The organism is Neisseria sp. DTU_2020_1000833_1_SI_GRL_NUU_006 (assembly GCA_032388755.1).
GTDB lineage: Bacteria > Pseudomonadota > Gammaproteobacteria > Burkholderiales > Neisseriaceae > Neisseria > Neisseria sicca_C.
The window spans coordinates 2,379,993-2,403,371 of the sequence record CP135593.1; the positions used below are offsets into that span (position 1 = coordinate 2,379,993).

Annotated in this window: 20 protein-coding genes and 1 tRNA gene; 8 read left to right on the top strand and 13 right to left on the bottom strand. The window is 52.3% G+C overall.

Features of this window, described 5'->3' with window-relative positions; all coding sequences use genetic code 11:
- Nucleotides 1–132 precede the first annotated feature (132 nt).
- From RSJ68_11605 to RSJ68_11630, 6 genes are all read right to left on the bottom strand, one after another.
- The gene (locus RSJ68_11605) at nt 133–1,107 is read right to left on the bottom strand and encodes a S49 family peptidase (GenBank protein ID WNU97027.1); all 975 of its coding nucleotides are present in this window, start codon (nt 1,105–1,107) and stop codon (nt 133–135) included.
- 81 nt (nt 1,108–1,188) lie between these two features.
- Nucleotides 1,189–2,139: an alpha/beta fold hydrolase gene (locus RSJ68_11610; protein ID WNU97028.1), complete on the bottom strand. Its 951-nt coding sequence runs from the start codon at nt 2,137–2,139 to the stop codon at nt 1,189–1,191.
- Nucleotides 2,139–2,339: a phosphatase PAP2 family protein gene (locus tag RSJ68_11615; protein WNU97029.1), complete on the bottom strand. Its 201-nt coding sequence runs from the start codon at nt 2,337–2,339 to the stop codon at nt 2,139–2,141. Before RSJ68_11615 ends, RSJ68_11610 begins: the two co-directional genes overlap by 1 nt.
- A 69-nt stretch (nt 2,340–2,408) precedes the next feature.
- Nucleotides 2,409–2,639 (bottom strand): hypothetical protein, encoded by a 231-nt coding sequence (locus RSJ68_11620; GenBank protein WNU97030.1) that lies wholly within the window; start codon nt 2,637–2,639, stop codon nt 2,409–2,411.
- Between the two features lie 991 nt (nt 2,640–3,630).
- Nucleotides 3,631–4,617 (bottom strand): peptidylprolyl isomerase, encoded by a 987-nt coding sequence (locus RSJ68_11625; protein WNU97031.1) that lies wholly within the window; start codon nt 4,615–4,617, stop codon nt 3,631–3,633.
- Nucleotides 4,614–7,022: an LPS-assembly protein LptD gene (locus tag RSJ68_11630; protein ID WNU97032.1), complete on the bottom strand. Its 2,409-nt coding sequence runs from the start codon at nt 7,020–7,022 to the stop codon at nt 4,614–4,616. The genes RSJ68_11625 and RSJ68_11630 overlap by 4 nt, the downstream gene beginning before the upstream one ends.
- A gap of 69 nt (nt 7,023–7,091) precedes the next feature.
- Between RSJ68_11630 and RSJ68_11635 the strand changes: the two genes are divergently transcribed.
- Nucleotides 7,092–8,096, top strand: coding sequence for a phosphotransferase (locus RSJ68_11635; protein ID WNU97033.1), 1,005 nt, complete (start codon nt 7,092–7,094; stop codon nt 8,094–8,096).
- A gap of 399 nt (nt 8,097–8,495) precedes the next feature.
- Here the strand turns inward: RSJ68_11635 and RSJ68_11640 are convergent, their stop codons facing one another.
- The 3 genes from RSJ68_11640 to RSJ68_11650 form a co-directional block, all read right to left on the bottom strand.
- On the bottom strand, nt 8,496–9,971 hold the full coding sequence (locus tag RSJ68_11640; protein WNU97034.1) for a malate:quinone oxidoreductase: 1,476 nt from the start codon (nt 9,969–9,971) through the stop codon (nt 8,496–8,498).
- A gap of 375 nt (nt 9,972–10,346) precedes the next feature.
- Nucleotides 10,347–10,934, bottom strand: a complete 588-nt coding sequence (locus RSJ68_11645; protein ID WNU97035.1) for a GNAT family protein — start codon at nt 10,932–10,934, stop codon at nt 10,347–10,349.
- Nucleotides 10,935–11,017: 83 nt separating this feature from the next.
- Nucleotides 11,018–11,608: a 5-formyltetrahydrofolate cyclo-ligase gene (locus RSJ68_11650; protein WNU97036.1), complete on the bottom strand. Its 591-nt coding sequence runs from the start codon at nt 11,606–11,608 to the stop codon at nt 11,018–11,020.
- A gap of 77 nt (nt 11,609–11,685) precedes the next feature.
- Here RSJ68_11650 and RSJ68_11655 point away from each other — a divergent pair, with 77 nt between their 5' ends.
- From RSJ68_11655 to RSJ68_11680, 6 genes are all read left to right on the top strand, one after another.
- Entirely contained in the window at nt 11,686–11,928 is a 243-nt protein-coding gene (locus RSJ68_11655) for a hypothetical protein (GenBank protein WNU97037.1), read from the top strand.
- A 173-nt stretch (nt 11,929–12,101) separates the two neighbouring features.
- Nucleotides 12,102–12,830, top strand: coding sequence for a 30S ribosomal protein S2 (gene rpsB / locus RSJ68_11660; GenBank protein ID WNU97038.1), 729 nt, complete (start codon nt 12,102–12,104; stop codon nt 12,828–12,830).
- Between the two features lie 121 nt (nt 12,831–12,951).
- Nucleotides 12,952–13,806 (top strand): translation elongation factor Ts, encoded by an 855-nt coding sequence (tsf, locus tag RSJ68_11665; GenBank protein ID WNU97039.1) that lies wholly within the window; start codon nt 12,952–12,954, stop codon nt 13,804–13,806.
- Nucleotides 13,807–14,220: 414 nt separating this feature from the next.
- The gene (pyrH, locus tag RSJ68_11670; GenBank protein WNU97040.1) at nt 14,221–14,940 is read left to right on the top strand and encodes a UMP kinase; all 720 of its coding nucleotides are present in this window, start codon (nt 14,221–14,223) and stop codon (nt 14,938–14,940) included.
- 407 nt (nt 14,941–15,347) lie between these two features.
- Nucleotides 15,348–17,243: a tRNA uridine-5-carboxymethylaminomethyl(34) synthesis enzyme MnmG gene (gene mnmG, locus RSJ68_11675; GenBank protein ID WNU97041.1), complete on the top strand. Its 1,896-nt coding sequence runs from the start codon at nt 15,348–15,350 to the stop codon at nt 17,241–17,243.
- A gap of 700 nt (nt 17,244–17,943) precedes the next feature.
- Complete coding sequence (locus RSJ68_11680; protein WNU97042.1) at nt 17,944–19,407, top strand: P-loop NTPase fold protein; 1,464 nt, start codon at nt 17,944–17,946, stop codon at nt 19,405–19,407.
- A gap of 59 nt (nt 19,408–19,466) precedes the next feature.
- On the opposite strand, the gene RSJ68_11685 is transcribed toward RSJ68_11680, so the two are convergent.
- The 4 genes from RSJ68_11685 to pyrE all read right to left on the bottom strand — a co-directional run bounded on the left by RSJ68_11685 (nt 19,467) and on the right by pyrE (nt 22,404).
- Nucleotides 19,467–19,542: transfer RNA gene (locus RSJ68_11685), tRNA-Thr, on the bottom strand.
- Between the two features lie 314 nt (nt 19,543–19,856).
- Nucleotides 19,857–21,167 (bottom strand): amino-acid N-acetyltransferase, encoded by a 1,311-nt coding sequence (gene argA, locus RSJ68_11690; protein WNU97043.1) that lies wholly within the window; start codon nt 21,165–21,167, stop codon nt 19,857–19,859.
- A complete protein-coding gene (locus RSJ68_11695) occupies nt 21,164–21,649 on the bottom strand; it encodes a hypothetical protein (protein WNU97044.1) in 486 nt (161 codons plus the stop codon). The genes argA and RSJ68_11695 overlap by 4 nt, the downstream gene beginning before the upstream one ends.
- Before the next feature lie 113 nt (nt 21,650–21,762).
- Nucleotides 21,763–22,404, bottom strand: a complete 642-nt coding sequence (pyrE, locus tag RSJ68_11700; protein WNU97045.1) for an orotate phosphoribosyltransferase — start codon at nt 22,402–22,404, stop codon at nt 21,763–21,765.
- Between the two features lie 251 nt (nt 22,405–22,655).
- On the opposite strand from pyrE, the gene RSJ68_11705 reads away from it, so the two are divergent.
- Nucleotides 22,656–23,342, top strand: coding sequence for a Bax inhibitor-1/YccA family protein (locus tag RSJ68_11705; protein ID WNU97046.1), 687 nt, complete (start codon nt 22,656–22,658; stop codon nt 23,340–23,342).
- Nucleotides 23,343–23,379 lie beyond the last annotated feature (37 nt).

Here is a 23,379-nt window from a genome sequence, read left to right on the forward strand (position 1 = left end):
TCGGTTCTAAATAGATGAAAATACCCGCTTACCGCTATTACGATATTCCTCTCTTCATTTTCCGCAGAATCAATATCCCCCAAAACAAAACGTCGTCTGAAAGCTTTCAGACGACGTTTTGTTTGTATTGCCTTACCACATTTTCGACAATGTTTTTTCCACTTCAGCTTTGACTTGCGCACCGAAATGGCGGCGCACAAATTTACCGAAATCATCTTCGGGCGTGTAGCTGACCAGTTCGGGGGCTTTGACGACATCGCGGGCGATGCTGTAGACGCTGCCGAAGTCGTCAATCAGTCCGACTTTTTTGGCTTCAATGCCGGTATAGACGCGGCCGCTGAATACGTCGGGGTATTCTTTGTCTTTCAATTTTTCACCGCGTCCGAGTTTGACGGCCTTGATGAATTCTTGATGGGTGTCTGACAGCATACTTTCCCAGATTTTCGCCTGCTCAGGCGTTTCAGGGGTAAACGGATCACCCATGCCTTTGTTGCTGCCTGCGGTTTTCAGACGACGTTTGATACCCAGCTTGTCCATCAGGCCGGTTACATCGAAACCGCCGCCGATCACGCCGATACTGCCGACGATGCTGGAGGGGTCGGCGTAGATTTTGTCCGCGGCGGCAGCGATGTAGTAGCAGCCGGAGGCGCACATATCTTCGGCGACGACATAGACGGGGATGTCTTTATGTTCGCCTTTCAGACGACGTATCTCGTTAAAAGCAGTATTGGAGATAACGGGCGAACCGCCGGGGCTGTTGGCGCGGATGACGATGCCTTTTGCATTCGGATTGCTGTAGGCCGCCTCCATGCTGTCGCGCAGCATTTTGACCTGATCGTCCATGCCGCCGCCTATTTCGCCTTCCAATGTGATGACTGCCGTATGCTCTTTACCTGCGGCCAGCCCTTGTCCGGCCGTGCCGTCGTCCGAACCGAACCATAATGCGGCAATCAGCAGGACGCCGATAATCCGCCAGAAGTTGCGCCAAAAACGGGCACGCCGCTGCTCTTTATAGGCGGCAAGCAGTACGTCGCGCAACACGTCCCGTTCCCAGCGGCCTTCCGGGCCGTCCGGACGTTTATCGGGGTATCCGTTGGTTTCTTGCATAATTTTCCTTTGTTTCTAAATAAATCCTAAATCAGGTTCGGGGCATTTTATAACGAAACTTCCGGCTGAAAAACCTTCCGTTTACTCGAATGCCTCAAAATACGCCAGCAGGGTTTGCGGCAGCCATTGCAGGTTCAGACGACCTTTGTCGCGGCTGACGAACGCGGCGTGTCCGCCGTATTGGGGTTGCAGCAGCGTAACGGCGGACGAAACCTCTTCTACCGTCGGCAAGGCTTTCGGCGGCAGAAACGGGTCGTTGACGGCGTTGAGCAGCAAAAGCGGCGTACGCACGGTTTTCAGCCAATGCTTGCACGAAGCGCGGCGGTAATAATCATGCCGGTCGGCGAAACCGTGCAGCGGCGCGGTAAACCTGTCGTCAAAATCCCCCAGCGTTTTGCATTCTTTCAACGAGGTCGTCTGAAAACCTGTTGCGGCGGCTTTGGGCAATAAAGATTTTAAAAAATAGCGGGTGTAGAGCAGTTTTGACATCCCCTTATCAAAGCGAGTGCCTGCCGCTGCCGCATCCACCGGCGCAGAGACGGCGGCAGCGGCGTAAGGGACGGCAGCCATGTCCAGACTGCCGTATTCGCCCAAATATTTTGCCAGCGCATTGCCGCCCAAAGACACGCCCGCCGCATAAATCCTGCGGTAGCGTTCCGAAAGCATTTCCAGCATAAAGCCGATTTCCCGCGTATCGCCCAAATGATAAAACACAGGCGCGGTATTCTCTACGCCGCCGCAACTGCGGAAATGCACTACCACGCCGTTCCAGCCTTTTTCAATGACCGCGCGCATCAATTCAACGGCGTAATGGCTGCGGCTGCTGCCCTCCAATCCGTGAAACAAAACCACCAAAGGCGCATCGGGATCGGCGGCATCGACAAAATCACAGGCAACCAAAGTGCGTCCCGTACTGTCCGGCAGCAGCTCGCGGCGGTAGGCAGGGGCGGGGCGTTGAATGAATTTGGCAAATATCGTGTCCGCATGACCGTTGCGCAGCCATAGGGGCGTATTCGGGCATAAGGTTTCCATTATTCGAAATCCTTTTTGAAAACAACATAATAAACCAATAGCGCCGTCAGCATCCTATTCGTCCATCCTGCCCAAATATCCGTCGGATAATGTACGCCCAAATAAACCCGTGAAAATCCCGTCAACAAGGCAAACAAGATGCCGACGACAAAAGCGGTATGGCGGTATGCAGTCCGATAACACAATAGAATCAGCATCACTGCGATTGCGGCGGAAAACGTACTATGCCCGCTTGGAAACGAAAAATTGGCCTCTTCGACGGCACGAGGTCAAAGCAACGGGCGCGGACGCTGTATCCATGCCTTTATCCAAAGCATATTCAAAGTCGGCAACAATGCCGCCAAAGGCACGAATACCGCTGCCTGCAGTTTGCCAAACCGCCACAGGCATACCGCCGCCAAACAGACCGGCGGTACGGCGACGGCGGTTTTACCCAGATAATGAAGCAACAGCGCAATCGGAAAAAACCATTGTCCTATCTGTTCATGAATGACAAACATCAACGGATGTTCGAATGCAAAACTCCCGCCATTTGCCAGATGGATAGCGATATAAACAGAAAGAGGCAAAAATACCACAATGGCAGTTTGTACAAAACGGCGGAAAAAAAAGAAAAAAAATCAGGCATAAATCAGTGAAAAAATCAGGTTTGAATCAAATATCCGACAAACAAGCCGCGTTCGCAATCAAGAAGGACGAATTGATAGTCTTTGGCATTAATTTTTGATAATTACTGCTTTTTTCCCTCTGGAAAATCAGGTAAACCGAATAAGGATACCGCGAGAAAGTGTTATTCTGACCGTACAAACCAAACGGCATCCGTATCGTTTCCCATCGGGGCAGGCGGATGGTTCCGATAATAATTTCATTCAACATTCGGAGGTTATTATATCTGTGTCAGTATTTTTTTTAGAGGCGATTGTGGCTGTCGGCCTGGCATCCGTCGCCGCCATCGGCATACTGTGGGCAGGCGGAGCGGATTGGTAATCCGTCCGTATGCCTTCCCGTAAAAGGTCGTCTGAAAAACATTTTGTTTTCAGACGACCTTTTTTATCAATTTGACGTCTGCGTGGGATAAACCGAACCTAGTACCTGCCAAACCTGCCGCCGGCCCTACGAAATGATGATGCCTTATCCATTTCGCAGAAGGAACCCGCACTACGGTTTCCCGTCCTTTGCATGCCGAAGAAAAAAACGGTTGAGTGAAGATAATCCATTGATTCTGAAAGGATCATATTCAAGCAGCCGCCTACTCCGGCAAACGGAATAGATTCAGGACGATGTCGTCTGAAAATCTGAATTTCGAGGTTTCAGACAACCTTTTTAATCGGCAAACATTATTCATATCTGATTGGGCGCAGCGACAACGACGAAACGGGTGTTTTAAATTTTCATCCGCTATGTTTAGAATCGGCTTGATTTCGGATGGATGCCGCTTGCTGCAAAACAAAACGTCGTCTGAAAAACTTTCAGACGACGTCTGCATCCGCCTTAGCGTATGTCGATGTGTGCACCTTCATGCAGTTCGCGCAGCAGGTTGATTTCCGCCTGTTCGGCTTTTTTGCGCGACAGATATTGGCGTACGGCGTTTTGTTGGCGCTCTTCGGGCGTGCCGGCCTCACGGACGTCGTTCAGCTTGATGATGTGCCAGCCGAATTGCGTGCGTACGGGCGGGCTGACTTGGCCGGGTTTGAGTTTGTGGACGGCTTCTTCAAACGGAGCAACCATCATGCCGTCGGCGAACCAGCCTAAATTACCGCCGCTGCTCGCGCTGCCGTCTTGCGAATATTGGCGCGCCAAACCGGCGAAGTCTGCGCCGCTGCGGGCTTGTGCGTAGATTTTGCGGATGGTGCTTTCCGCGCCGGCCGCAGCGTTTTCGTTGTCGGCCTTAATCAGAATGTGTTGCGCATTGTATTGGCGCAGCGGCTCGCCTTCGGGCAGGGCGATGCCTTGCTGTTTCGCCTGTTCGATGGCGCGTGCAACTTCGGCATCGCTGACGCGGCTGTGCTGCATGACTGCCTGTTGGCGCACTTTTTCTGCGATGATGCTGTCCGCAATTTCACGGCGGATAGAGGCAGACGGGTTTTTCAGTGAAGGATTGGCGGCAATGACCGCCTCGATTTCTGCGTTATCTGCTTGAATATTCTTTCGTTTACCCGCTTGGATAATCAGGGATTGGTTGATGAGTTGCGCCAGAACTTGTTCGCGCAATTCGTTATCGCCGATTTGTGTGCCTTTAGGGATGGTTCGGCGCGCCCGTTCGACTGCCTGCGCCAGTTGGCGGCGGGTAATCACTTCGTTGTCGGCGATGGCGGCAATGCCGTCGCTCAGATGTACGCCGTCAGAACGGGTTTCGGTATCGGTCGTCTGAACAGCGACGGGTTTGACGGATTTTTTTACTGTTTTGGCCTTAGGGGCTGCGTGTGCGTTCAATGCCAGACCGAGTGCGGCGGCAAGAATCAGGGGTTTGACGTTCATGGGGTAACTACCTCGTTGGTTTTGCTGTAGCCGGGAATGGCCAAGCGCAGTTTTTCAAATGGATTGTTGCCGAGATTGCTCAGGTCTTTGAGTTGGAGATTGAAGAATACGGCGTTTTTGCGGCTGTTTTCGCCGGTCACGTAGCGTTGTCCGACAAGGCTTGCGCTCCAGCAGCCGCAGTTGCTTTTATATTCAGCTCCTACCAGCATTTCAAGAGGTTTCTTGGCTTGAATTTCGTAGTTGTAACGTGCAACTGCGTAAAGGTTTTTACGGATAGGCCATTGTGCCGCCAAATCGACTTGGCGGATTTTATCGTAGAAATAGTTGCCGTCGGATTGCAGGTAAATGCGTTCGTTGCGCCCGTATTTGTAACGCGCGCTCAACACTTTGCCCGGCTCGGGATTGTAGCGGACGGTCGCGGCATAGCTTTCGGCACGGCTTTGATTTTGGTTGTAGTGCAGATCGAAACCTACATGAAAGCTGTCACTCAGTTTGCCGTGTGCGAAGCCGACCCAGTCGGATTGGCTGCGTTCGTAGCGGCTGACGTTGCCGTCCAGCAATACGTTGTCGTTTTTGAAATAAAACTTTTGTCCGATACCAGCGCGGAATAGCTCGGCACCGTTGTTCGGATTGAGAAAACGGGTTTGCGCGGCGGCAGTCAGGCTGTTGGCGGAGTTGATGCGGTCGTTGCCGACGTACAGATTTTCACGGAAAAGCTGGTTGTAAGAGAAGCTGTTTTCCGAGGTGTCGAAATTAGGTAAGTCGTTTTGCGACTTGGTCGGGATGTAGTTGTAGAACAGGCGCGGTTCGAGGGTTTGCAGATAGGCTTTGCCGAACAAATTGGCGTTGCGCTCGAAGGTTATGCCGGTATCGACGTTGAATATCGGCAATACACGGCTGACGCGGCGACCGGATTGGTTGCCGAACGAGCCTAAGTCGTAATAAGTCGCGTGTACGCCGATTTTCGGACGGATATAGCCCCATTGGTTGTTGAAATCCCAGCGGACGCTGGGATACAGCACGGTACGGCTGCCGTCTTGTTTGCTGTCGTGTACGAAACGGGTGAACTGGCTGAATACGTTGATATTCGCTTTGCCCATGGTTTTCTGCCAACGTCCGGTCAGACGCGGCATGATGGCGTAAGGTTCGTCTTTGTAACCGTTTTGGTTGGCAAGGGTTTGGTATTTTTGTACGTTCAGCGCGCCGTCAAAAGAGCCGCCCCAGATATTGTCGCCGTAGTTCAGCCACAGTTGGCGGTTGAGGTTGACGTTGCTGGCAATGTCCTCGCGTCCGTAGAAGTCGCGGTAGTAATTGTCGTCTGAAACCTGATTGAAGCTGATGCCGCCGCTGAGTTTGTCGGTCAGTTGGTGGTTGTGGTCAAACTTGATTTGATAGCGGTTGTTTTCGTGGCGTTTTTTATCGTGCGGCATCCAATCGCCGTCGATGACGCCGTTAAATTTCGGCTCGAGATAGCGGACCTGTCCGCCAAGCTGCACGCCGCGCGAGCTGATGATGCCGGGGCGGAAGGTGGCGTCCAAGTTGGGGGCGAGGTTGAAGTAGTAAGGAAGGGCGAGTTCCAAACCGTCCGAACCGGTTGCCAAGGTCGGCACCAACAGACCGCTCTTGCGATGACCGTTGAGCGGGAAATCCGCCCAAGGCGTATAAAGCACCGGAACGCCGCCGAACACCAGCGACGCGTCTTTTGCCACGCCTATGCCCGTTTCCTGATCGGTTTCGATGCTTTTCGCTTTGATGTACCAACTCGCATCACCGGGCGAGCAGGTATTGAATTTGGTATTGATGAGCTTGTACAGCCCTTTGCCTTTCATTTCCGCCTTTTCACTGACGCTCTGGAGGCGGCGGCCGTCTTTTTCGGCATCGACGCGGACGTATTCGCTCGAGCCGGTATTGTCTTTCAGGTTGTACACCAAAGTATCGCCGCTGACGGTCGAACCGTCTTGATACAGCTTAAAGCGGTCGCCCGCCCTGACGGTATCGCTGATTTGGTCGTAATCCGCCCAATCGGCGTTCAACACTTCCTGATTGCGCTCGATGATGACATCGCCTTCGGCGCGGACGGCGACTTTTGACTGTCCGGCAACGTTGTCCGCAATCACGCGGGTGTAATCCTGCGGCAGGGGGTCTTCGCCGCTGCGTTTGATTTCAGGCTGCTTGTTTGCTTCGGAAGCCTGATGCTGGCAAAACAGGCAGGTATCGCCCAGAGACAATTTGTCCTGTTCGGTCGGACGATGGTTCTCCACACTTTGAACCGCAGGCGGAGTGGTCTTTACCGGCTCGTAATCGGCAGGTTGCGGCAAAGATGCATTTTGCGCATATGCCCCTCCCGCGCCGAAGCCGACGCTTAACGCCAAAACCAATGGTTTGAGTGAAAATAAACGAGCCAAAATCGCCCCTTAAATCGGTTTGCCAGTTAGAATAACGGTTATTTTAACCTGAAAATCCGCGACACCGCTATGCAACGACAAACCGAATTACAAAATTGGCTTCGCGCCGTCTATCCCGAACAAAACTTCGAATTGAGCTTCGCCGCCGCCGATGCCGACTTCCGACGCTACTTCCGCGCTGCTTTTGCCGACGGCAAGACCGTCATCTGCATGGATGCCCCGCCCGATAAAATGAGTGTCGCCCCTTACCTAAAAGTGCAAAAACTTTTCAATATGCTTAACGTTCCCCAAGTATTGCATGTGGACGAAGCGCAAGGATTTATGGTGCTCAACGACTTGGGCAGCACCACTTTCCTGACCGCCATGCAGCAAGAGCAAGGCGCAGATGCACACAAAGTCCTGCTGCTTGAAGCCATAGACGAACTGGTCGAGCTGCAAAAAGCCAGCCGCGCGGGCGAATTGACCGAGTACGACCGCGATATCATGCTGCGCGAAATCAACCTTTTCACCGAATGGTTCGTCGCCAAAGAACTCGGACGCGAACTCAACTTCAAACAACGCCAGCTTTGGCAGCAAACCATCGACACCCTGCTGCCGCCGCTGCTTACCCAGCCGCAGGTGTACGTCCACCGCGACTTCATCGTCCGCAACCTCATGCTCACAACCGGCCGCCCCGGCGTACTCGACTTCCAAGACGCACTCTACGGCCCGATTTCCTACGACTTGGTTTCCCTCCTGCGCGACGCCTTTATCGAATGGGAAGAAGAATTCGTCTTGGATTTGGTCATCCGTTACTGGGAAAAAGCCCGCGCCGCCGGATTGCCCGTACCCGCAGCGTTTGATGAGTTTTACCGCTGGTTTGAATGGATGGGCGTACAACGCCATCTGAAAGTCGCCGGCATCTTCGCCCGCCTGTACTACCGAGACGGCAAAGACAAATACCGCCCCGAAATCCCGCGCTTCCTCAACTACCTGCGCCGCACCTCTCGCCGCTACACCGAGCTTGCACCGCTTTACGCGCTGTTGGTCGAACTGGTCGGCGATGATGAATTGGAAACCGGGTTTACGTTTTAAAAGGCAGATGGCTTTGTGCCACTCTTGATAACGAAAGAGGTCGTCTGAAAATCCTGAAATGGGTTTTCAGACGACCTCTTTATAATATGTGAATTCGGGTTTGTCCACTGTGCCAATTTAAGCTTGGCTCGACAACAATCAAAACATCAATATCGTCATTCCCGCTCAGGCGGGAATCCAGGTTTTCGGTTTTCAGAAATACTTAGAGATTACTGCAATTTCAAACTTCTGGATTCCTGCCTACGCGGGAATGACGGCTGGGCCTTTTTGTTCAGGTTTGCCATGTATAGCTGACTTTATTGGTTTTATGCTGCACTGCCAACGATGGGCATTTCCATTCTATTGACACATAAAAACAGCGTATCTCAAGGATACGCTGTTTTCATCATTACTTTCCCATCATTGATGATGAATACCCAATACTTTGGCGTTGTGGCTGATGATTTCTTCGGCAAGCTGCGGGTTGTCGTTGAGCTTGATGCCGAAGCCGGGAACAAGTTCTTTCAGACGACCTTCCCATGAGGAAATGCGGCTTGGGAAGCATTGGTGGATGAGCTTGATCATCAAAGGTACGGCGGTTGATGCGCCGGGAGATGCGCCCAAGAGTGCGGCGAGCGAGCCGTCGGCGTGGGCGACGATTTCGGTGCCGAATTGGAGGACGCCGCCTTTTTCGGAGTCTTTTTTGATGATTTGAACGCGTTGACCTGCGGTGATCAGTTCCCAGTCGTCAGGGTTTGCTTCGGGGTAGTATTCCAGCAGGGAGGCGAAGCGTTCTTCTTTGGTTTTGCGCAATTCGCCCAAGAGGTATTTGGTCAGGGGCATATTTGCCCAGCCGGCGCGCAGCATGGGGTAGAGGTTGTCCAAGTGGATGGACAGGGGTAAATCCATGAGCGAACCTTGTTTGAGGAAGTTGGAGCGGAAACCTGCATAAGGACCGAACATGAGGTGGCGTTTGCCGTCGACGTTGCGGGTGTCGAGGTGTGGAACAGACATCGGAGGCGCGCCGACGGAGGCTTGTCCGTACACTTTGGCGTTGTGCTGCGCGGCGGTTTCGGGGTTGCTGTTGCGGAAGAACAGTCCGGAAACGGGGAAGCCGCCGTAGCCTTTGCCTTCGGGGATGCCAGATTTTTGCAGCAGGGTCAGTGCGCCGCCGCCTGCGCCGAGGAAGAGGAAGCGGGTGCGGAGGGTGAGCTGTCCGTCGGGGTTGCGGGTGTCGCTGGTTTTGAGTACCCATGCGCCGTCGGATTCGCGTTTGATGTCGTCGACGTGGCGGTTGAACTCGGTTTTGACGCCTTTTTCGCGCAGGTATTGCACCATTTGGCGGGTCAGGCTGCCGAAATCGACGTCTGTGCCTTCGGCGGAGTAGTTGGCGGCGACGGGTTGTCCTTCTTTACGGCCGTTGATGACCAGCGGCGCCCATTCGGCGATTTTGGCGCGGTCGGTGGAGAATTCCATCCTTTCGAAGAGTTTTTGGGATTTGAAGGCGTCGAAACGTTTTTGCAGGTAGTCGCAATGGTCGGTGTTCATGACCAGCGACATATGCGGGACGGTATGGATGAAGGAGTTGTCGGTGATTTTGCCTTCTTCGACAAGCGATGACCAGAACTGGCGGCTGATGTGGAATTGTTCGGCAATATTGAGGGCGCGGGTCGGGTCGATGGTGCCGTCTGCGCCGAGCGGGGCGTAATTGAGTTCGCATAACGCGGAATGCCCTGTGCCGGCGTTGTTCCAAGCGTTTGACGATTCCAACGCTACGTCTTCCAAGCGTTCGATAAGGGTGATTTCCCAAGACGGTTCGAGTTCTTTGAGCAAAACGCCCAAAGTCGCGCTCATAATGCCTCCACCCACCAAGACAACATCTGTTGCTTCAGCCATGGTTGTACTCCTAGAAACAGGCATATCCTGCCTTTATGATTATCCGTTGTATTACGAACGCCTGTTTCGGCGGTAAAACCTGCTGGCGCGGTGTTTTTGGCGTGGAAGATTGCGCGCGGGTTTTACGTTTTGAACCGATGTTAAACCGTTCATAATATGTTATTGAGAATTTAGTGGATTTTTCTGAGAATTGCAAAGATTTTCTGTTTGGATTTACATAAACGCGGTTTGAAAAGGTCGTCTGAAACATTCAGACGACCTTTATTTATCAGGTGTTTGGCGAGGTTATGCCTGATTTCATTCACTTCTTAAAGACTTCAGATTGTCAGCAAGATGGACGTGTTTTGATGAAAAAATGAAGAAGAAAACGTTTTTTCAGGATGCGTCATAAGCTGCCGCTTTTTCGAGCAGTTTTGACCTTGCCTGCGGCCATTCTTCGCGCAGCAGGCTGTATTCCACCGTATCGCGCACGCTGCCGTCTTTGCGCAGCTTGTGGCAGCGCAAGATGCCGTCTTGGTGTGCGCCCAAGCGTTCGATGGCGCGTTGGGAGGCGGTGTTGAGGTTGTCAGTCTGCCAGCAGGCGCAGCGGCAGTTTAAAGTGTCGAAAACGTAGTCGAGCAACATGATTTTGCAGGCGGTATTGATGCGCGTGCGCCGTGCCGACAGGGCGTACCATGTGAAACCGATGTAGAGGCGTGGGATGGCGGGGTCGATGTGGTAAAGCGAAGTCGAGCCGACGATTTTGCCCGTGTCTTCGTCGATGACGGCAAAGGCGAGGCGGGTTTGCGTAGCGGTGCGGATGTAGTCCGCCACTTGGTGGGGTTCGGGCGCGCTGGTTACGTTCAGCTTCCAAACTTCGCCGTCGCAAACTGCTTCGCGCAAACCGGCTTCGTGTGCCGCCGTCAAAGGTTCGAGACGGACGCGGTCGAAGGACAAAACGGGAGCGGATGAGAAATCAGTCATGGGGTTTCCTTTGTATTTGATGGTTTGAGTTTTCAGACGACCTTTTATAGTGTCTTAAACGGGGGTCGTCTGAAAACTATTGGTCAATGATGTTTGAACACCAGCACGCCCGACTCCGATACAAACCCGTCCAGCGGCAGGTCGTGCGGTTCGCGCGGCAGCGTGTCAACCAGTTGGCAATCGAAGCCTACGCCTATGGTTTTTGCCTGTAAACGGTATTTCATCGCCGCGAGCGTCGCGTCGTAATAGCCGCCAGCCTGCCCCAAGCGGTAGCCTTCGCGGTCCATGCCGACAATCGGGACAAGCAATATCGATAAACCGTGTACGCGGATTTTGCGTCCCGTAAACTGCGGTACATGCAGCTTCGCCCTGCCGCGTTTGCGTTCTTGTTTCGCCCCGTCGGCAGGATAGGGTGTGAACCACATCCGCCGCGAATGCGGTTCGATATAAGGCAGATAGAGTTTGGCGCCGCGTTTTTGCGCCGCACGCACAAAGCCGTCCAGCCGCAGCTCGCTGCCCATCGGCCAATACACGCCGATCTTCCGCCCCTTCTTGATATAACGCTTGAGCAGGCGGTTAACCGTTTGCCCCGCCGTCAACCGTCCTTGATGCCCCATCTGCGCGCGGGCGCGGCGCAATTCTCGGCGCAGGGCGTGTTTTTCCTCATTCCTCATTTCAGACGACCTTTTGAGTGTTGTTGTAGAATACGGCGATTATAAACGCTCCGTTAACATCAAAACAGGATTCCGCCATGTGGCATATCGTCCTTATCGGCTACCTCTTCGTCGCCGTCATGTATTCCGCCGCCCAGCCCAGCATCGTGCGCGCTTTGATTTATTTGGTTTTTTGGGCGGTCCTGCCCGTCGCGTTTACCGTTTTCACCGTCACCATCCGCCGCCGCAACCGCCTGATGAAGCAGCAGGAAAAAGAAGCATTCGAACAAAACCGCCGCGCAGCCGGACAAGAAGGCGGTAAACACGACGGCAGTGCATAAAATCCCTTTTCAGACGACCCCTTATCCGCTATAATCCGTCAGTTTTCCATTTCGGAAACACACTATTTTTTAAAACTTATGCCCACTTTCGCCGAAGGGTGCTTGACAATAGGCGCAGCCTATCAAGTTCTATGCGATTGAATGTGTGCTCTTAACCCTTTCAAGGAAATAAAATGTCTCAAATTACTATGCGTCAGATGATTGAAGCCGGCGTTCACTTCGGCCACCAAACCCGTTTCTGGAACCCGAAAATGGCACAATACATTTTCGGTGCGCGCAACAAAATCCACATCGTCAACTTGGAAAAAACCCTGCCGATGTTCCAAGAAGCGCAAGAAGCCGTACGCCGTCTGGTTGCCAACAAAGGCACCGTGCTGTTCGTCGGCACCAAACGTCAAGCGCGTGAAATCATCCGCGAAGAAGCTACCCGCGCCGGTATGCCTTTCGTCGATTACCGTTGGTTGGGCGGTATGCTGACCAACTACAAAACCGTTAAGCAATCCATCAAACGCCTGGAAGAAAAAACCGCCGCTTTGGAAAACGCTGCTGAAAGCAGTTTCAGCAAAAAAGAAATTCTGGAAATGCAACGCGATGTTGAAAAACTGGAACGTTCTTTGGGCGGTATCAAAAACATGAAAGGCCTGCCTGACGCGATTTTCGTTATCGACACCGGCTACCAAAAAGGTACTCTGGTCGAAGCTGAAAAACTGGGCATCCCCGTTATCGCCGTAGTCGATACCAACAACAGCCCTGACGGCGTGAAATACGTTATCCCCGGTAACGACGACTCCGCCAAAGCCATCCGCCTGTACTGCCGCGGCATCGCCGACGCAGTTTTGGAAGGCAAAAACCAAGCGCTGCAAGAAACCGTAGCCGCTGCCCAAGAAGCTGCTGCCGAGTAATCCGGCAAACCGAAGAGGGGCGTTATGCCCCTTTTCTCAAATCCCGTTCTGAAACCTTTTCAGACGACCCCATTCCCAAACACGGATACTCCGTGTTTCCCCAAAATCTAGGAGATTCAAAATGGCAGAAATTACTGCAAAAATGGTTGCCGACCTGCGCGCCGCTACCGGCCTGGGCATGATGGAATGCAAAAAAGCCTTGGTTGAAGCCGAAGGCAACTTCGAAAAAGCCGAAGAAATCCTGCGCATCAAATCCGGCGCGAAAGCCGGCAAACTGGCTGGCCGTACCGCTGCCGAAGGCGTATTGGCTTACGCCATCAACGGCAATGTCGGTGCATTGGTTGAAGTAAACTGCGAAACCGACTTCGTTGCCAAAGACGCAGGCTTCGTAGAATTCGCCAACTTCGTTGCGAAAACCGCTGCCGAGAAAAAACCGGCTACCGTTGAAGAACTGAGCGAACTGGTTGAAGCAGAACGCAAAGCCATCATCGCCAAATTGGGCGAGAACATGTCTGTCCGCCGCTTCCAAGTGATCGACACCGCCAACCAACTGGTTGCCTACATCCACGGTGCATTGGCTACCGAAGGCGTATTGGTTGAGTTCAAAGGTTCTGAAGACGTAGCGCGTAAAATCGGTATGCACATCGTTGCCGCTAAGCCGCAATGTGTAACCGAAGCCGAAGTAGATGCCGAAACCATCGAAAAAGAACGCCACATCTACACCGAGCAAGCCATCGCTTCCGGCAAACCTGCCGACATCGCCGCTAAAATGGTTGAAGGCCGTATCCGCAAATTCTTGGCCGAAATCACCCTGAACGGCCAAGCATTCGTGATGAACCCTGACCAAACCGTTGCCCAATTCGCTAAAGAAAACGGCACCGAAATCATCAGCTTCGTACGTTACAAAGTAGGCGACGGTATCGAAAAAGCCGTTGTCGACTACGCAGCCGAAGTTGCCGCTGCTGCTAAAGTGTAAGGCAGAAATGAAAAAGAAAGCACCTGGATTCCAAACGAATCAGGGTGCTTTTTTTTGAGAGTTACACTGTTTATAGTGGATTAACTTTAAACCGGTACGGCGTTGCCTCGCCTTGCCGTACTATCTGTACTGTCTGCGGCTTCGTCGCCTTGTCCAGATTTAAAGTTAATCCACTATAGAATCCTGTTGGAAATCGATATTTCATCATAATCAACTCATAATAATTATCCAAACCCATACACCCACGGAAAACGCGTTACCCTGTCAGCCAAACATCCCGAAAGGTCGTCTGAAAAATCAAACGCCCTTTCCCCGCATTAAAGCAGCGCCACAGGGTGAACTGAGCATTTGGAATGAATGGTCAGTTCACTCTGAATAATCGGCGCTAACCACACAAAGAAAGCAAGGTATCCCATGACACAACAAATCAAATACAAACGCGTATTACTGAAACTCTCCGGCGAATCCCTGATGGGTTCCGACCCTTTCGGCATCAACCACGACACCATCGTCCAAACCGTCGGTGAAATCGCCGAAATCGTCAAAATGGGCGTACAAGTCGGCATCGTCGTCGGCGGCGGCAACATCTTCCGCGGCGTGTCCGCCCAGGCAGGCAGCATGGACCGCGCCACAGCCGACTACATGGGCATGATGGCGACCGTCATGAACGCACTTGCCCTCAAAGATGCCTTCGAAACCCTCGGCATCAAAGCGCGCGTGCAATCTGCGCTTTCCATGCAGCAAATCGCCGAAACCTACGCCCGCCCCAAAGCCATCCAATACCTCGAAGAAGGCAAAGTCGTCATCTTCGCCGCCGGTACGGGCAACCCCTTCTTCACCACCGACACCGCCGCCGCCCTGCGCGGAGCCGAAATGAACTGCGACGTCATGCTCAAAGCCACCAATGTGGACGGCGTTTATACCGCAGACCCGAAAAAAGACCCGTCCGCTACACGCTACGAAACCATTACCTTTGACGAAGCCTTGAACAAAAACCTCAAAGTCATGGATGCGACCGCCTTCGCCCTCTGCCGCGAACGAAAACTCAACATCGTCGTCTTCGGCATCGCCAAACAAGGCTCGCTCAAACGCGTCGTTACCGGCGAAGACGAAGGTACGCTGGTTCACTGCTGATTCCCATCGGGCAATGCATTGAAGTGATTTGATAAGGCAAAAGGTCGTCTGAAAACCAAGATACAGGTTTTCGGACGACCTTCTTTTTTCTCAATATCCTCTCTCCTATGTATGGGTCGGAAATCCAAAGATTGTGTGCGGCGACGTAGCGCATTCGTTGCCTGCAAATTCTTCTAAAAAACTGTAGATTTGAGATTTGGTCAAACCCGTTTCATCCGTTTTCATTTCGGTGAAGCCGCATTTTCAGACGACCTTTTTCCCATCCCGTACCCGCAAGCGCCTTTCCACCTGTCAAATCCCCCCGAAAAAGCGTACAATCCCACGTTTATTTTTGAATTCATTATATTTTCAGACGACCTCCGTCAGAGAAAAGAGGTCGTCTGAAACCATTAGGCACGTTGACACACATGACCCACATGATTTACCCCAAAACCTACGACGTTATCGTCGTCGGCGGCGGTCACGCAGGCACGGAAGCCGCGCTCGCCGCCGCTCGCATGGGCGCGCAGACGCTTTTGCTCACACACAACATCGAAACGCTCGGACAAATGTCGTGCAATCCCTCCATAGGCGGCATCGGCAAAGGCCATCTTGTACGCGAACTCGACGCGCTCGGCGGCGCGATGGCGTTGGCTACCGACAAATCAGGCATCCAGTTCCGCCGTCTGAACGCCAGTAAAGGCGCGGCAGTGCGTGCCACGCGCGCGCAGGCGGACCGCATTTTGTATAAAGCCGCCATCCGCGAGATGCTGGAAAACCAAGAAAATCTGGAACTTTTCCAGCAGTCGGTTGACGACGTAACGCTTGACGGCGACCGCATTTCAGGCGTAATCACCGCTATGGGCGTGGAATTTAAAGCCCGCGCCGTCGTGCTGACCGCAGGCACGTTTTTGTCCGGCAAAATCCACATCGGTTTGGAAAACTACGAAGGCGGCCGCGCCGGCGACCCTGCCGCCAAATCGCTCGGCGGACGTTTGCGCGAATTGAACCTGCCGCAAGGCCGTCTGAAAACCGGCACGCCGCCGCGTATCGACGGGCGCACGATTGACTTCTCCCAACTGACAGAACAGCCCGGCGACACACCCGTTCCCGTAATGTCCGTACGCGGCAGCGCCGATATGCACCCGCGCCAAGTGTCCTGCTGGATTACGCATACCAACACGCAAACCCACGACATCATCCGCTCAGGCTTCGACCGTAGCCCGATGTTTACCGGCAAAATCGAAGGCGTCGGCCCGCGCTACTGCCCGTCTATCGAAGACAAAATCAACCGCTTCGCCGACAAAGACAGCCACCAGATTTTCCTCGAACCCGAAGGCCTGACCACCAACGAATACTACCCTAACGGTATTTCCACCAGCCTGCCGTTCGACATCCAAATCGCCCTCGTGCGCAGCATGAAAGGCCTGGAAAACGCCCATATCCTGCGCCCGGGCTATGCCATCGAATACGACTACTTCGACCCGCGCAACCTCAAAGCCAGCCTTGAAACCAAAACCATCCAAGGCCTCTTCTTCGCGGGACAAATCAACGGCACGACCGGCTACGAAGAAGCCGCCGCACAAGGCCTGCTCGCAGGTGCAAACGCCGTGCAATACGTCCGCGAACAAGACCCGCTCCTACTGCGCCGCGAACAAGCCTATCTCGGCGTATTGGTGGACGACCTCATCACCAAAGGCGTGAACGAACCCTACCGCATGTTCACCAGCCGCGCCGAATACCGCCTGCAACTCAGGGAAGACAACGCCGACATGCGCCTGACCGAAGACGGCTACAAAATCGGCTTGGTGGGTGAAGAGCAATGGCGCATGTTCAACGAAAAACGCGAAGCCATCGAACGCGAAATCCAACGTTTGAAAACAACATGGTACACGCCGCAAAAACTCGCCGAAGACGAACAAATCCGTGTGTTCGGACAAAAACTCAGCCGCGAAGCCAACCTGCACGACCTCCTGCGCCGCCCGAACCTCGACTACGCCACACTGATGACGCTCGAAGGCGCAAGGTCGTCTGAAAACCTCTCTGCCGAAGTCATCGAGCAAGTAGAAATCCAAGTCAAATACCAAGGCTATATCGACCGCCAAAACGAAGAAATCGACAGTCGCCGCGACATCGAAACCTTAAAACTGCCCGACGACATCGATTACAGCAAAGTCAAAGGCTTATCCGCCGAAGTGCAGCAAAAGCTCAACCAGCACAAACCCGAAACCGTCGGACAGGCAAGCCGCATTTCCGGCGTAACCCCAGCAGCGGTGGCATTGCTGATGGTGCATTTGAAGCGCGGGTTTAAGGGGGCGAAGTAGGCTTGTCTGCCGATAGCGCAAAATGTGGAAAGGCCGTCTGAAAAATAAATCGTAAGTCGGAGGGTATCCGACTTACGATCATGTTATGTCCAATTATCGGATACAAAATCCAACCTATAATTGGCTAATAGAAAAACAGAATAAAGACCGTCTAAAAACAAAACATAGTTTTCAAACGGTCTTTATGTTATTGGTAGGGGACATCGGTTCTCACCGATACGGCTTTGTACACATCTCTTTGGTATAATCTCACTCCCCCACATAACCGTAGAGTCCCATTGCATAAGTAATTAAACTTTTCATCTTTACCTCCAACTCTACTTTCAAAGAAGATTCCAAAAGATCAAATGAGATACTAAAGTTTTTGAAACATTCAAAAATTGGAAGGAGAGATATGCAATAAACCAAAGGAATATTGTGTTCTCAAATTCTATTTCTAATCATACTAGAAACAAAGGTTAAATTGTGCTTTCTTATGTAAATATGAATAATGATAAATTTAATTTAATTATGATTCATTGCGCAAATAAATTTAATTAAAGTAGTCGTAGGTCGGATTCTTGAATCCGACATCTTGGACGACTGTGTCGGATACAAGTATCCGGCCTACGGTTGAATGATTGCGGTCTGAATTCCCGTCTGTGCGGGAATGACGATACGGGTATTCTTATTTGAATTTATGATTAAACAAAGGGATGACATGGAAACCCAAACTTCAGAAAAAACCACTTTCGTTACGCAAGACGAATTCAATCGTAAGCCGATAGCTGAAAATATCATCAGGCTGCTTACCTCGACCATCGACCTTTCCCCTATGGTCATCGACGGTGGCTGGGGAACGTGCAAAACCGAATTTTGCCAAAAGCTGATTCGGCTCATGCAGCAGCAACATCCCGATTATCAGCCCGTCTATATCGATGCCTTCCGTTCAGACCACAGCGGAGAACCTTTGTTGGCATTGCTTGCCGAAATCATCAAAACCTGTACGCCTGAAGATACCAACGGACAGCCGTCTGAAAAACGCAAAAATATCACCAGGAAAATCGCGAAAGCCGCAGGATTCGGAATAAAAACCGTTGCTAAGGCAGTGGCCAGTCATCTCCTAAAACAGAGTACAGACGATTTGGCAGAAGAATTTCAACAGATAATGAATGACGGCCAAGATGCAGACAGTTTGGCCGAAACCGTAACCGATGCCGCTGCCACAATCGCCAGCCACACCATCGATGCAACCGTCGAAGCCTTATTGAAAGAGCAAATCGAAGCGGAAAAAAATCTAAAAACGCTTAAAGTCTGTCTGACAGAATTGGCAGCGGAAAAACCGATTATCCTGTTTATCGACGAACTCGACCGCTGCCGCCCCGATTACGCCGTCGATATGCTGGAAGTCATCAAGCATGTCTTTGATGTCGAAAACGTCAAAGTCGTACTGGTGACGAACACCAAGCAACTGCGCGCGGCGATTAATCATCGGTATGGGGCGGAAGTCGATGCGCACAAATATTTGGATAAGTTTTTGAAGTACAGCTTTGCCTTGCCGGATAAAGTTGTGGCTCCGTTTGGGATGAGACAGGCTTTAGTTTCAGTTGAATATTTCAAACAGTTGATACGAAAAAGTCGTATGGCTGATGAATTACGAAGCTTAATTGAAGAACGTAATGGAACAATAAATTTTATCAGCGATATGATAGAACGGAACAATATATCGCTTAGGGAAACGGAACGATTAGTCCGATTTTTAGAGATATACCATTCTTTAAGTGGTGGACTGAATAAGGTAATCTGGCAATATGCCTTGCTTCGCATTACAGGTGTATTTATCTTCTGCTTCTATCCGAGTTTAATGGACGATATTAATAAAAATCGTACTGATAGCAAAGATTTTGCTCGATTGTTTAATATTCAGTCTTTGGCGAATATTCCAAAAAATAGTTTTGGTGTGGTTCATACAAATACAAATGTAATTGCTATGATGCTCATTCTATATGGCACTGCAAATATACATTTTGACGTTAGTACCCTTCATGATAGAAGATCATGGCAAGAGCGGATAAATAAAGATTTTCTTGATAACGAAAATATTTATCCATATAGAATAGATGGAGTTCTTACTATTTTAAAAGACACCTTCCGAGTCCTCAGCCTTGAACAAACACCACAATAAAGAAAGGTCGTCTGAAAACACAAAAACCAAGTTTTCAGACGACCTTTCTTTATCCAATCTGGTGCCGGAGAAGGGAATCGAACCCCCGACCTTCGCGTTACGAATGCGCTGCTCTACCGACTGAGCTACACCGGCACGGTGTTCGTTATCATATACATAAACGGGATGTTCGGCAAGTTCGCATTTCCCGATAAGGTTGTTGCTCGGTGAAAATATATGCCGTGTTTTCAGACGACCTCTTTTAAAAAGGCCGTATGGGGATAGTGTTTTGTTGTTTGACTTTTCCACTTTCCGCACGCACGGAAACGGCAATGGGTTGGGCAGGTTTATCCGGAATCGGCAAACTGTCAGCCTCCGTCCGAATATAATATTTAACAGTGAACAAGCTAAATCTGGATGATAGGTTCGGCCGCGAGGTTGGATGAACGGGAGGCGCAAAGCGTATCGCATCAAGGTTCGATATTTCGGACAAATACCTGCGAATTGCGGCCGTTGGCGAGGTAGTCGCGGCGGCGTTCTTCGGGTAATGCGTCGGGAGAGGTCGTCTGAAAACCGCGTTCGGCAAACCATTCGCCTGTGCGGGTGGAGAGGGCGAACAGGCGACGGATGCCCATGGCGCGGGCTTTTTGGAAGAGGTGGTCGAGCAGCATTTCGCCGTAGCCGCCGTCGCGGGCTTCGGGAGAAACGACGAGGCAGGCGAGTTCGCCGATTTCGGGGTCGTCGAAAGTTTTGAGGGCGACGCAGCCGTAGATGTTGCGGTCGTGTTCGAGGACGGAGAAGCCGGAGATGTGGTTTTCGAGATATTCGCGGCTGCGGTGCAACAGGATGCCTTGCTCTTCCAGCGGGCGTATCAGGGCGATGATGCGGGGGATGTCGCGGCTGTGGGCTTGGCGGATGGAGACGAAGGAATCGCGGGCGATGGCGGTGCCGCAGCCTTCGCGGGTGAAGAGTTCGCGCAACAGTCCGCCGTCTTCGCGCCCGCTGAGGATTTGTACGCGGCTGACGCCGTTTTCGACGGCGTTGACGGCGGCTTGAAGCAGGCGCACGGGGACGTTGTGCGCGGTTTCTATCAGGTGGCGGACTTCGCCTGAGGATAGGGTGGACATGAGGACGCCGTCGGCGTTGCAAATGCCGGCTTCTTCGGTCAGGTACACGAGTTTTTCGGCTTGAAGGGCGACGGCGACGGCTTCGGCGGCTTCGCTCATACTGAGGTTGAAGGTTTTGCCGCCGTAGGAGTGTCCGAGCGGGCTGATGAGGACAATGGCGCCGTCGTCGAGGCGGCGGTTGATGGAGTCGGTGTCGGTTTTGCGGACGATGCCGGTGTAGCCCATGTCTATGCCGTCAATGACGCCGAGCGGACGGGCGGTGAGGAAATTGCCCGAAGCGGTGGGAATCGGTTTGTTGCGCAAAGGGGCGGATGCGCTGCTGCACAGGGCGGCTTCGATGTCGCTGCGTATCATGCCGACTGCCTGCTTGGCGTCGCGCAGGGTGGCATCGTCGGTAATGCGGCGGTTGCGGTGGTATTGCGGAACGAATTGTCTGTCGGCGGCGAGGCAGTTGAGAAAATGGCGCGTGCCATGTACCAACACGAGGCGCACGCCCAAGCCTGCAAGCAGGTGGAAATCGGCAGCGAGCCGGTTCAGGGTGTCGCCTTCGAGCAGGCTGTCGGTGATGCCGATAACCAGTGTTTTGCCGCGCAGGTAGTGGATATAGGGCGCGGCTTCGCGAAAATCGGCGACAAAGCCCGGAGATGTGTTCATAGCAAGACCAGATAGAAAAGCTGCATGATGAGGACGGTCAGCGCGACCAGTACCGCCAGCGTCCAGTTGAAGCCTTCTTCGGATTTGGCGGGTTTGGCAGCGGCTGCCGCCATCAGGGCTTGGAATTCTTCAGTCCGCCGTTTTTCTTCTTCTACACGACGCTTTTCCTCTTCAGTACGCCGTGCCGCCTCTTCTTTGGCTTTTTTGGCACGTTCGGCGCTGTCGAGCAAGCTGGCGATTTCGTGGCGGGAGAGTTGTTTGCGGTTGCGGATGTTGCCGCCCATGTCGTGTACGAGGCGGACGTCGGTTACAGCATTGGGCAGCGTGTCGGGATTGGCGGGTGCGGAAGACGGCGCCAGGCTGTCTTTGGCTTTGAACAGGCCTTCGCATTTATTGCAAACGACAAAGCCTTGTGCGACGTTGAGCTGGGTGTCTTTGACCCAAAGTGAGGTTTTGCAGTGTGGGCAGATACAGGCGGGCATAGGGGTTTTCCGTGTAAAGTGTGGAATGTGTTGTTTTAATGTGTGTTTGATCGGGTTGGATCGTCTGAAAAAGGGATTGACCGTTTTCAGACGACCTTTTTGTTTATCGTATTTTAGGCGACGCCGTAGCGTTCACGGTAGGCTCTGACCGGCTCGAGGAAGCCGCCGAATTCCGCATTGTTTTGCAGGAGCGTGAACAAGTCGTTCAGATTGGCAATGGCAACGACGGGCAGACCGTATTGTTTTTCCACTTCCTGAACGGCGGACAATTCGCCCGTACCTTTTTCCATGCGGTCGAGCGCGATGGCGACGGCGGCGGGCGTTGCGCCTTCTGCCTCAATCAATTTGACCGATTCGCGCACAGATGTTCCCGCAGAAATCACATCGTCGATAATCAAAACTCGGCCCTTGAGCGGCGCACCGACCAATACGCCGCCTTCGCCGTGGTCTTTCGCTTCTTTGCGGTTGTAGGCAAACGGCACGTTCACGCCTTTTTCCGCCAGCATAATCGCCGTCGCCGCCGCCAAAATAATGCCTTTGTAAGCAGGGCCGAACAGCATGTCGAATTTTACGCCGCTCTCAATAATCGCCTGCGCGTAAAACTTCGCCAGTTGCAGCGTCGATGCGCCGTCGTTAAACAGTCCGGCGTTGAAAAAATAAGGCGACTGACGACCTGCCTTGGTCGTAAATTCACCGAATTTCAATACATTCTGCGCCAGCGCAAACTTAAGGAAATCTTGACGGAAATCGGACATTTTGCTTCTTTCGAAAGATATTGATTTATAAAGGAAGAGATTATAAAGGATTCATGAGGAAAATGCAGGTCGTCTGAAAACAGGTTTTCTGGTTTCAGACGACCTGTTTCATTCAAGCCCTTTAAAATCTGCCATCCGCCATTATCTACCGGTAAGTGGCGATGGCAGCATACATAATATGCCCAAGCCGATGATTTACTGTTAGAATCCGAATTTATTTGTTTTCAAACCATTTTTCAGGAGCAAACGCCATGCGAAACGACGTTTACGACTATACCGTCACAGGACAGGTTGCTAAAAATACCGTCCTGCAAAAAACTTACCGCCTGCTCGGTCTGTCTTTCATTCCCGCCGTTGCCAGCGCATATTTCAGCGGCCGGTTCGGACTGAATCTGTTCTCTCTCTTCGGTCAGGGCTGGATGGGGCTGGTTGCCGTGCTGGTATTCTTCTACGGCATGACTTTCCTCATTGAGAAAAACCGTTACAGCAATGTCGGCGCAACCCTCCTGATGATCTTCACTTTCGGCATGGGTGTGCTGATCAGCCCGCTTCTGCAATATACGCTCGCTATTCCAAACGGTACGCAAATCGTCGGCATCGCTGCCGCCATGACTGCCGGGGTATTCTTCACCATGTCTGCCATGGCGCGCCGCACCAATGTCAATATGAATTCGCTAGGCCGCTTCCTGACCGTCGGCGCGGTGGTGTTGATGATCGCGATGATTGCCAACTTCTTCCTGCAAATCCCTGCATTGAGCCTTGCCGTTTCGGCAGCGTTTGTCCTATTCAGCTCGCTGATGATTATGTGGCAGGTGCGTACGGTGATTGACGGTGGAGAAGACAGCCATATCAGCGCGGCTCTGACCATCTTCATCTCCATCTACAATATCTTCAGCAGCCTGCTGCGTATTTTGCTGGCGTTCAGCGGCGATGATTAACCGTTTGCGCATCTGACGAAAGCATTCAAAGGTCGTC

Coding starts and splice junctions, on each gene's coding strand:
- RSJ68_11605 (WNU97027.1), bottom strand. CDS start 1,107: ATGCAAGAAACCAACGGATACCCCGATAAACGTCCGGACGGCCCGGAA.
- RSJ68_11610 (WNU97028.1), bottom strand. CDS start 2,139: ATGGAAACCTTATGCCCGAATACGCCCCTATGGCTGCGCAACGGTCAT.
- RSJ68_11620 (WNU97030.1), bottom strand. CDS start 2,639: ATGTTTGTCATTCATGAACAGATAGGACAATGGTTTTTTCCGATTGCG.
- RSJ68_11625 (WNU97031.1), bottom strand. CDS start 4,617: ATGAACGTCAAACCCCTGATTCTTGCCGCCGCACTCGGTCTGGCATTG.
- RSJ68_11635 (WNU97033.1), top strand. CDS start 7,092: ATGCAACGACAAACCGAATTACAAAATTGGCTTCGCGCCGTCTATCCC.
- RSJ68_11640 (WNU97034.1), bottom strand. CDS start 9,971: ATGGCTGAAGCAACAGATGTTGTCTTGGTGGGTGGAGGCATTATGAGC.
- RSJ68_11645 (WNU97035.1), bottom strand. CDS start 10,934: ATGACTGATTTCTCATCCGCTCCCGTTTTGTCCTTCGACCGCGTCCGT.
- RSJ68_11650 (WNU97036.1), bottom strand. CDS start 11,608: ATGAGGAATGAGGAAAAACACGCCCTGCGCCGAGAATTGCGCCGCGCC.
- RSJ68_11655 (WNU97037.1), top strand. CDS start 11,686: ATGTGGCATATCGTCCTTATCGGCTACCTCTTCGTCGCCGTCATGTAT.
- rpsB (WNU97038.1), top strand. CDS start 12,102: ATGTCTCAAATTACTATGCGTCAGATGATTGAAGCCGGCGTTCACTTC.
- tsf (WNU97039.1), top strand. CDS start 12,952: ATGGCAGAAATTACTGCAAAAATGGTTGCCGACCTGCGCGCCGCTACC.
- pyrH (WNU97040.1), top strand. CDS start 14,221: ATGACACAACAAATCAAATACAAACGCGTATTACTGAAACTCTCCGGC.
- mnmG (WNU97041.1), top strand. CDS start 15,348: ATGACCCACATGATTTACCCCAAAACCTACGACGTTATCGTCGTCGGC.
- RSJ68_11680 (WNU97042.1), top strand. CDS start 17,944: ATGGAAACCCAAACTTCAGAAAAAACCACTTTCGTTACGCAAGACGAA.
- argA (WNU97043.1), bottom strand. CDS start 21,167: ATGAACACATCTCCGGGCTTTGTCGCCGATTTTCGCGAAGCCGCGCCC.
- RSJ68_11695 (WNU97044.1), bottom strand. CDS start 21,649: ATGCCCGCCTGTATCTGCCCACACTGCAAAACCTCACTTTGGGTCAAA.
- pyrE (WNU97045.1), bottom strand. CDS start 22,404: ATGTCCGATTTCCGTCAAGATTTCCTTAAGTTTGCGCTGGCGCAGAAT.
- RSJ68_11705 (WNU97046.1), top strand. CDS start 22,656: ATGCGAAACGACGTTTACGACTATACCGTCACAGGACAGGTTGCTAAA.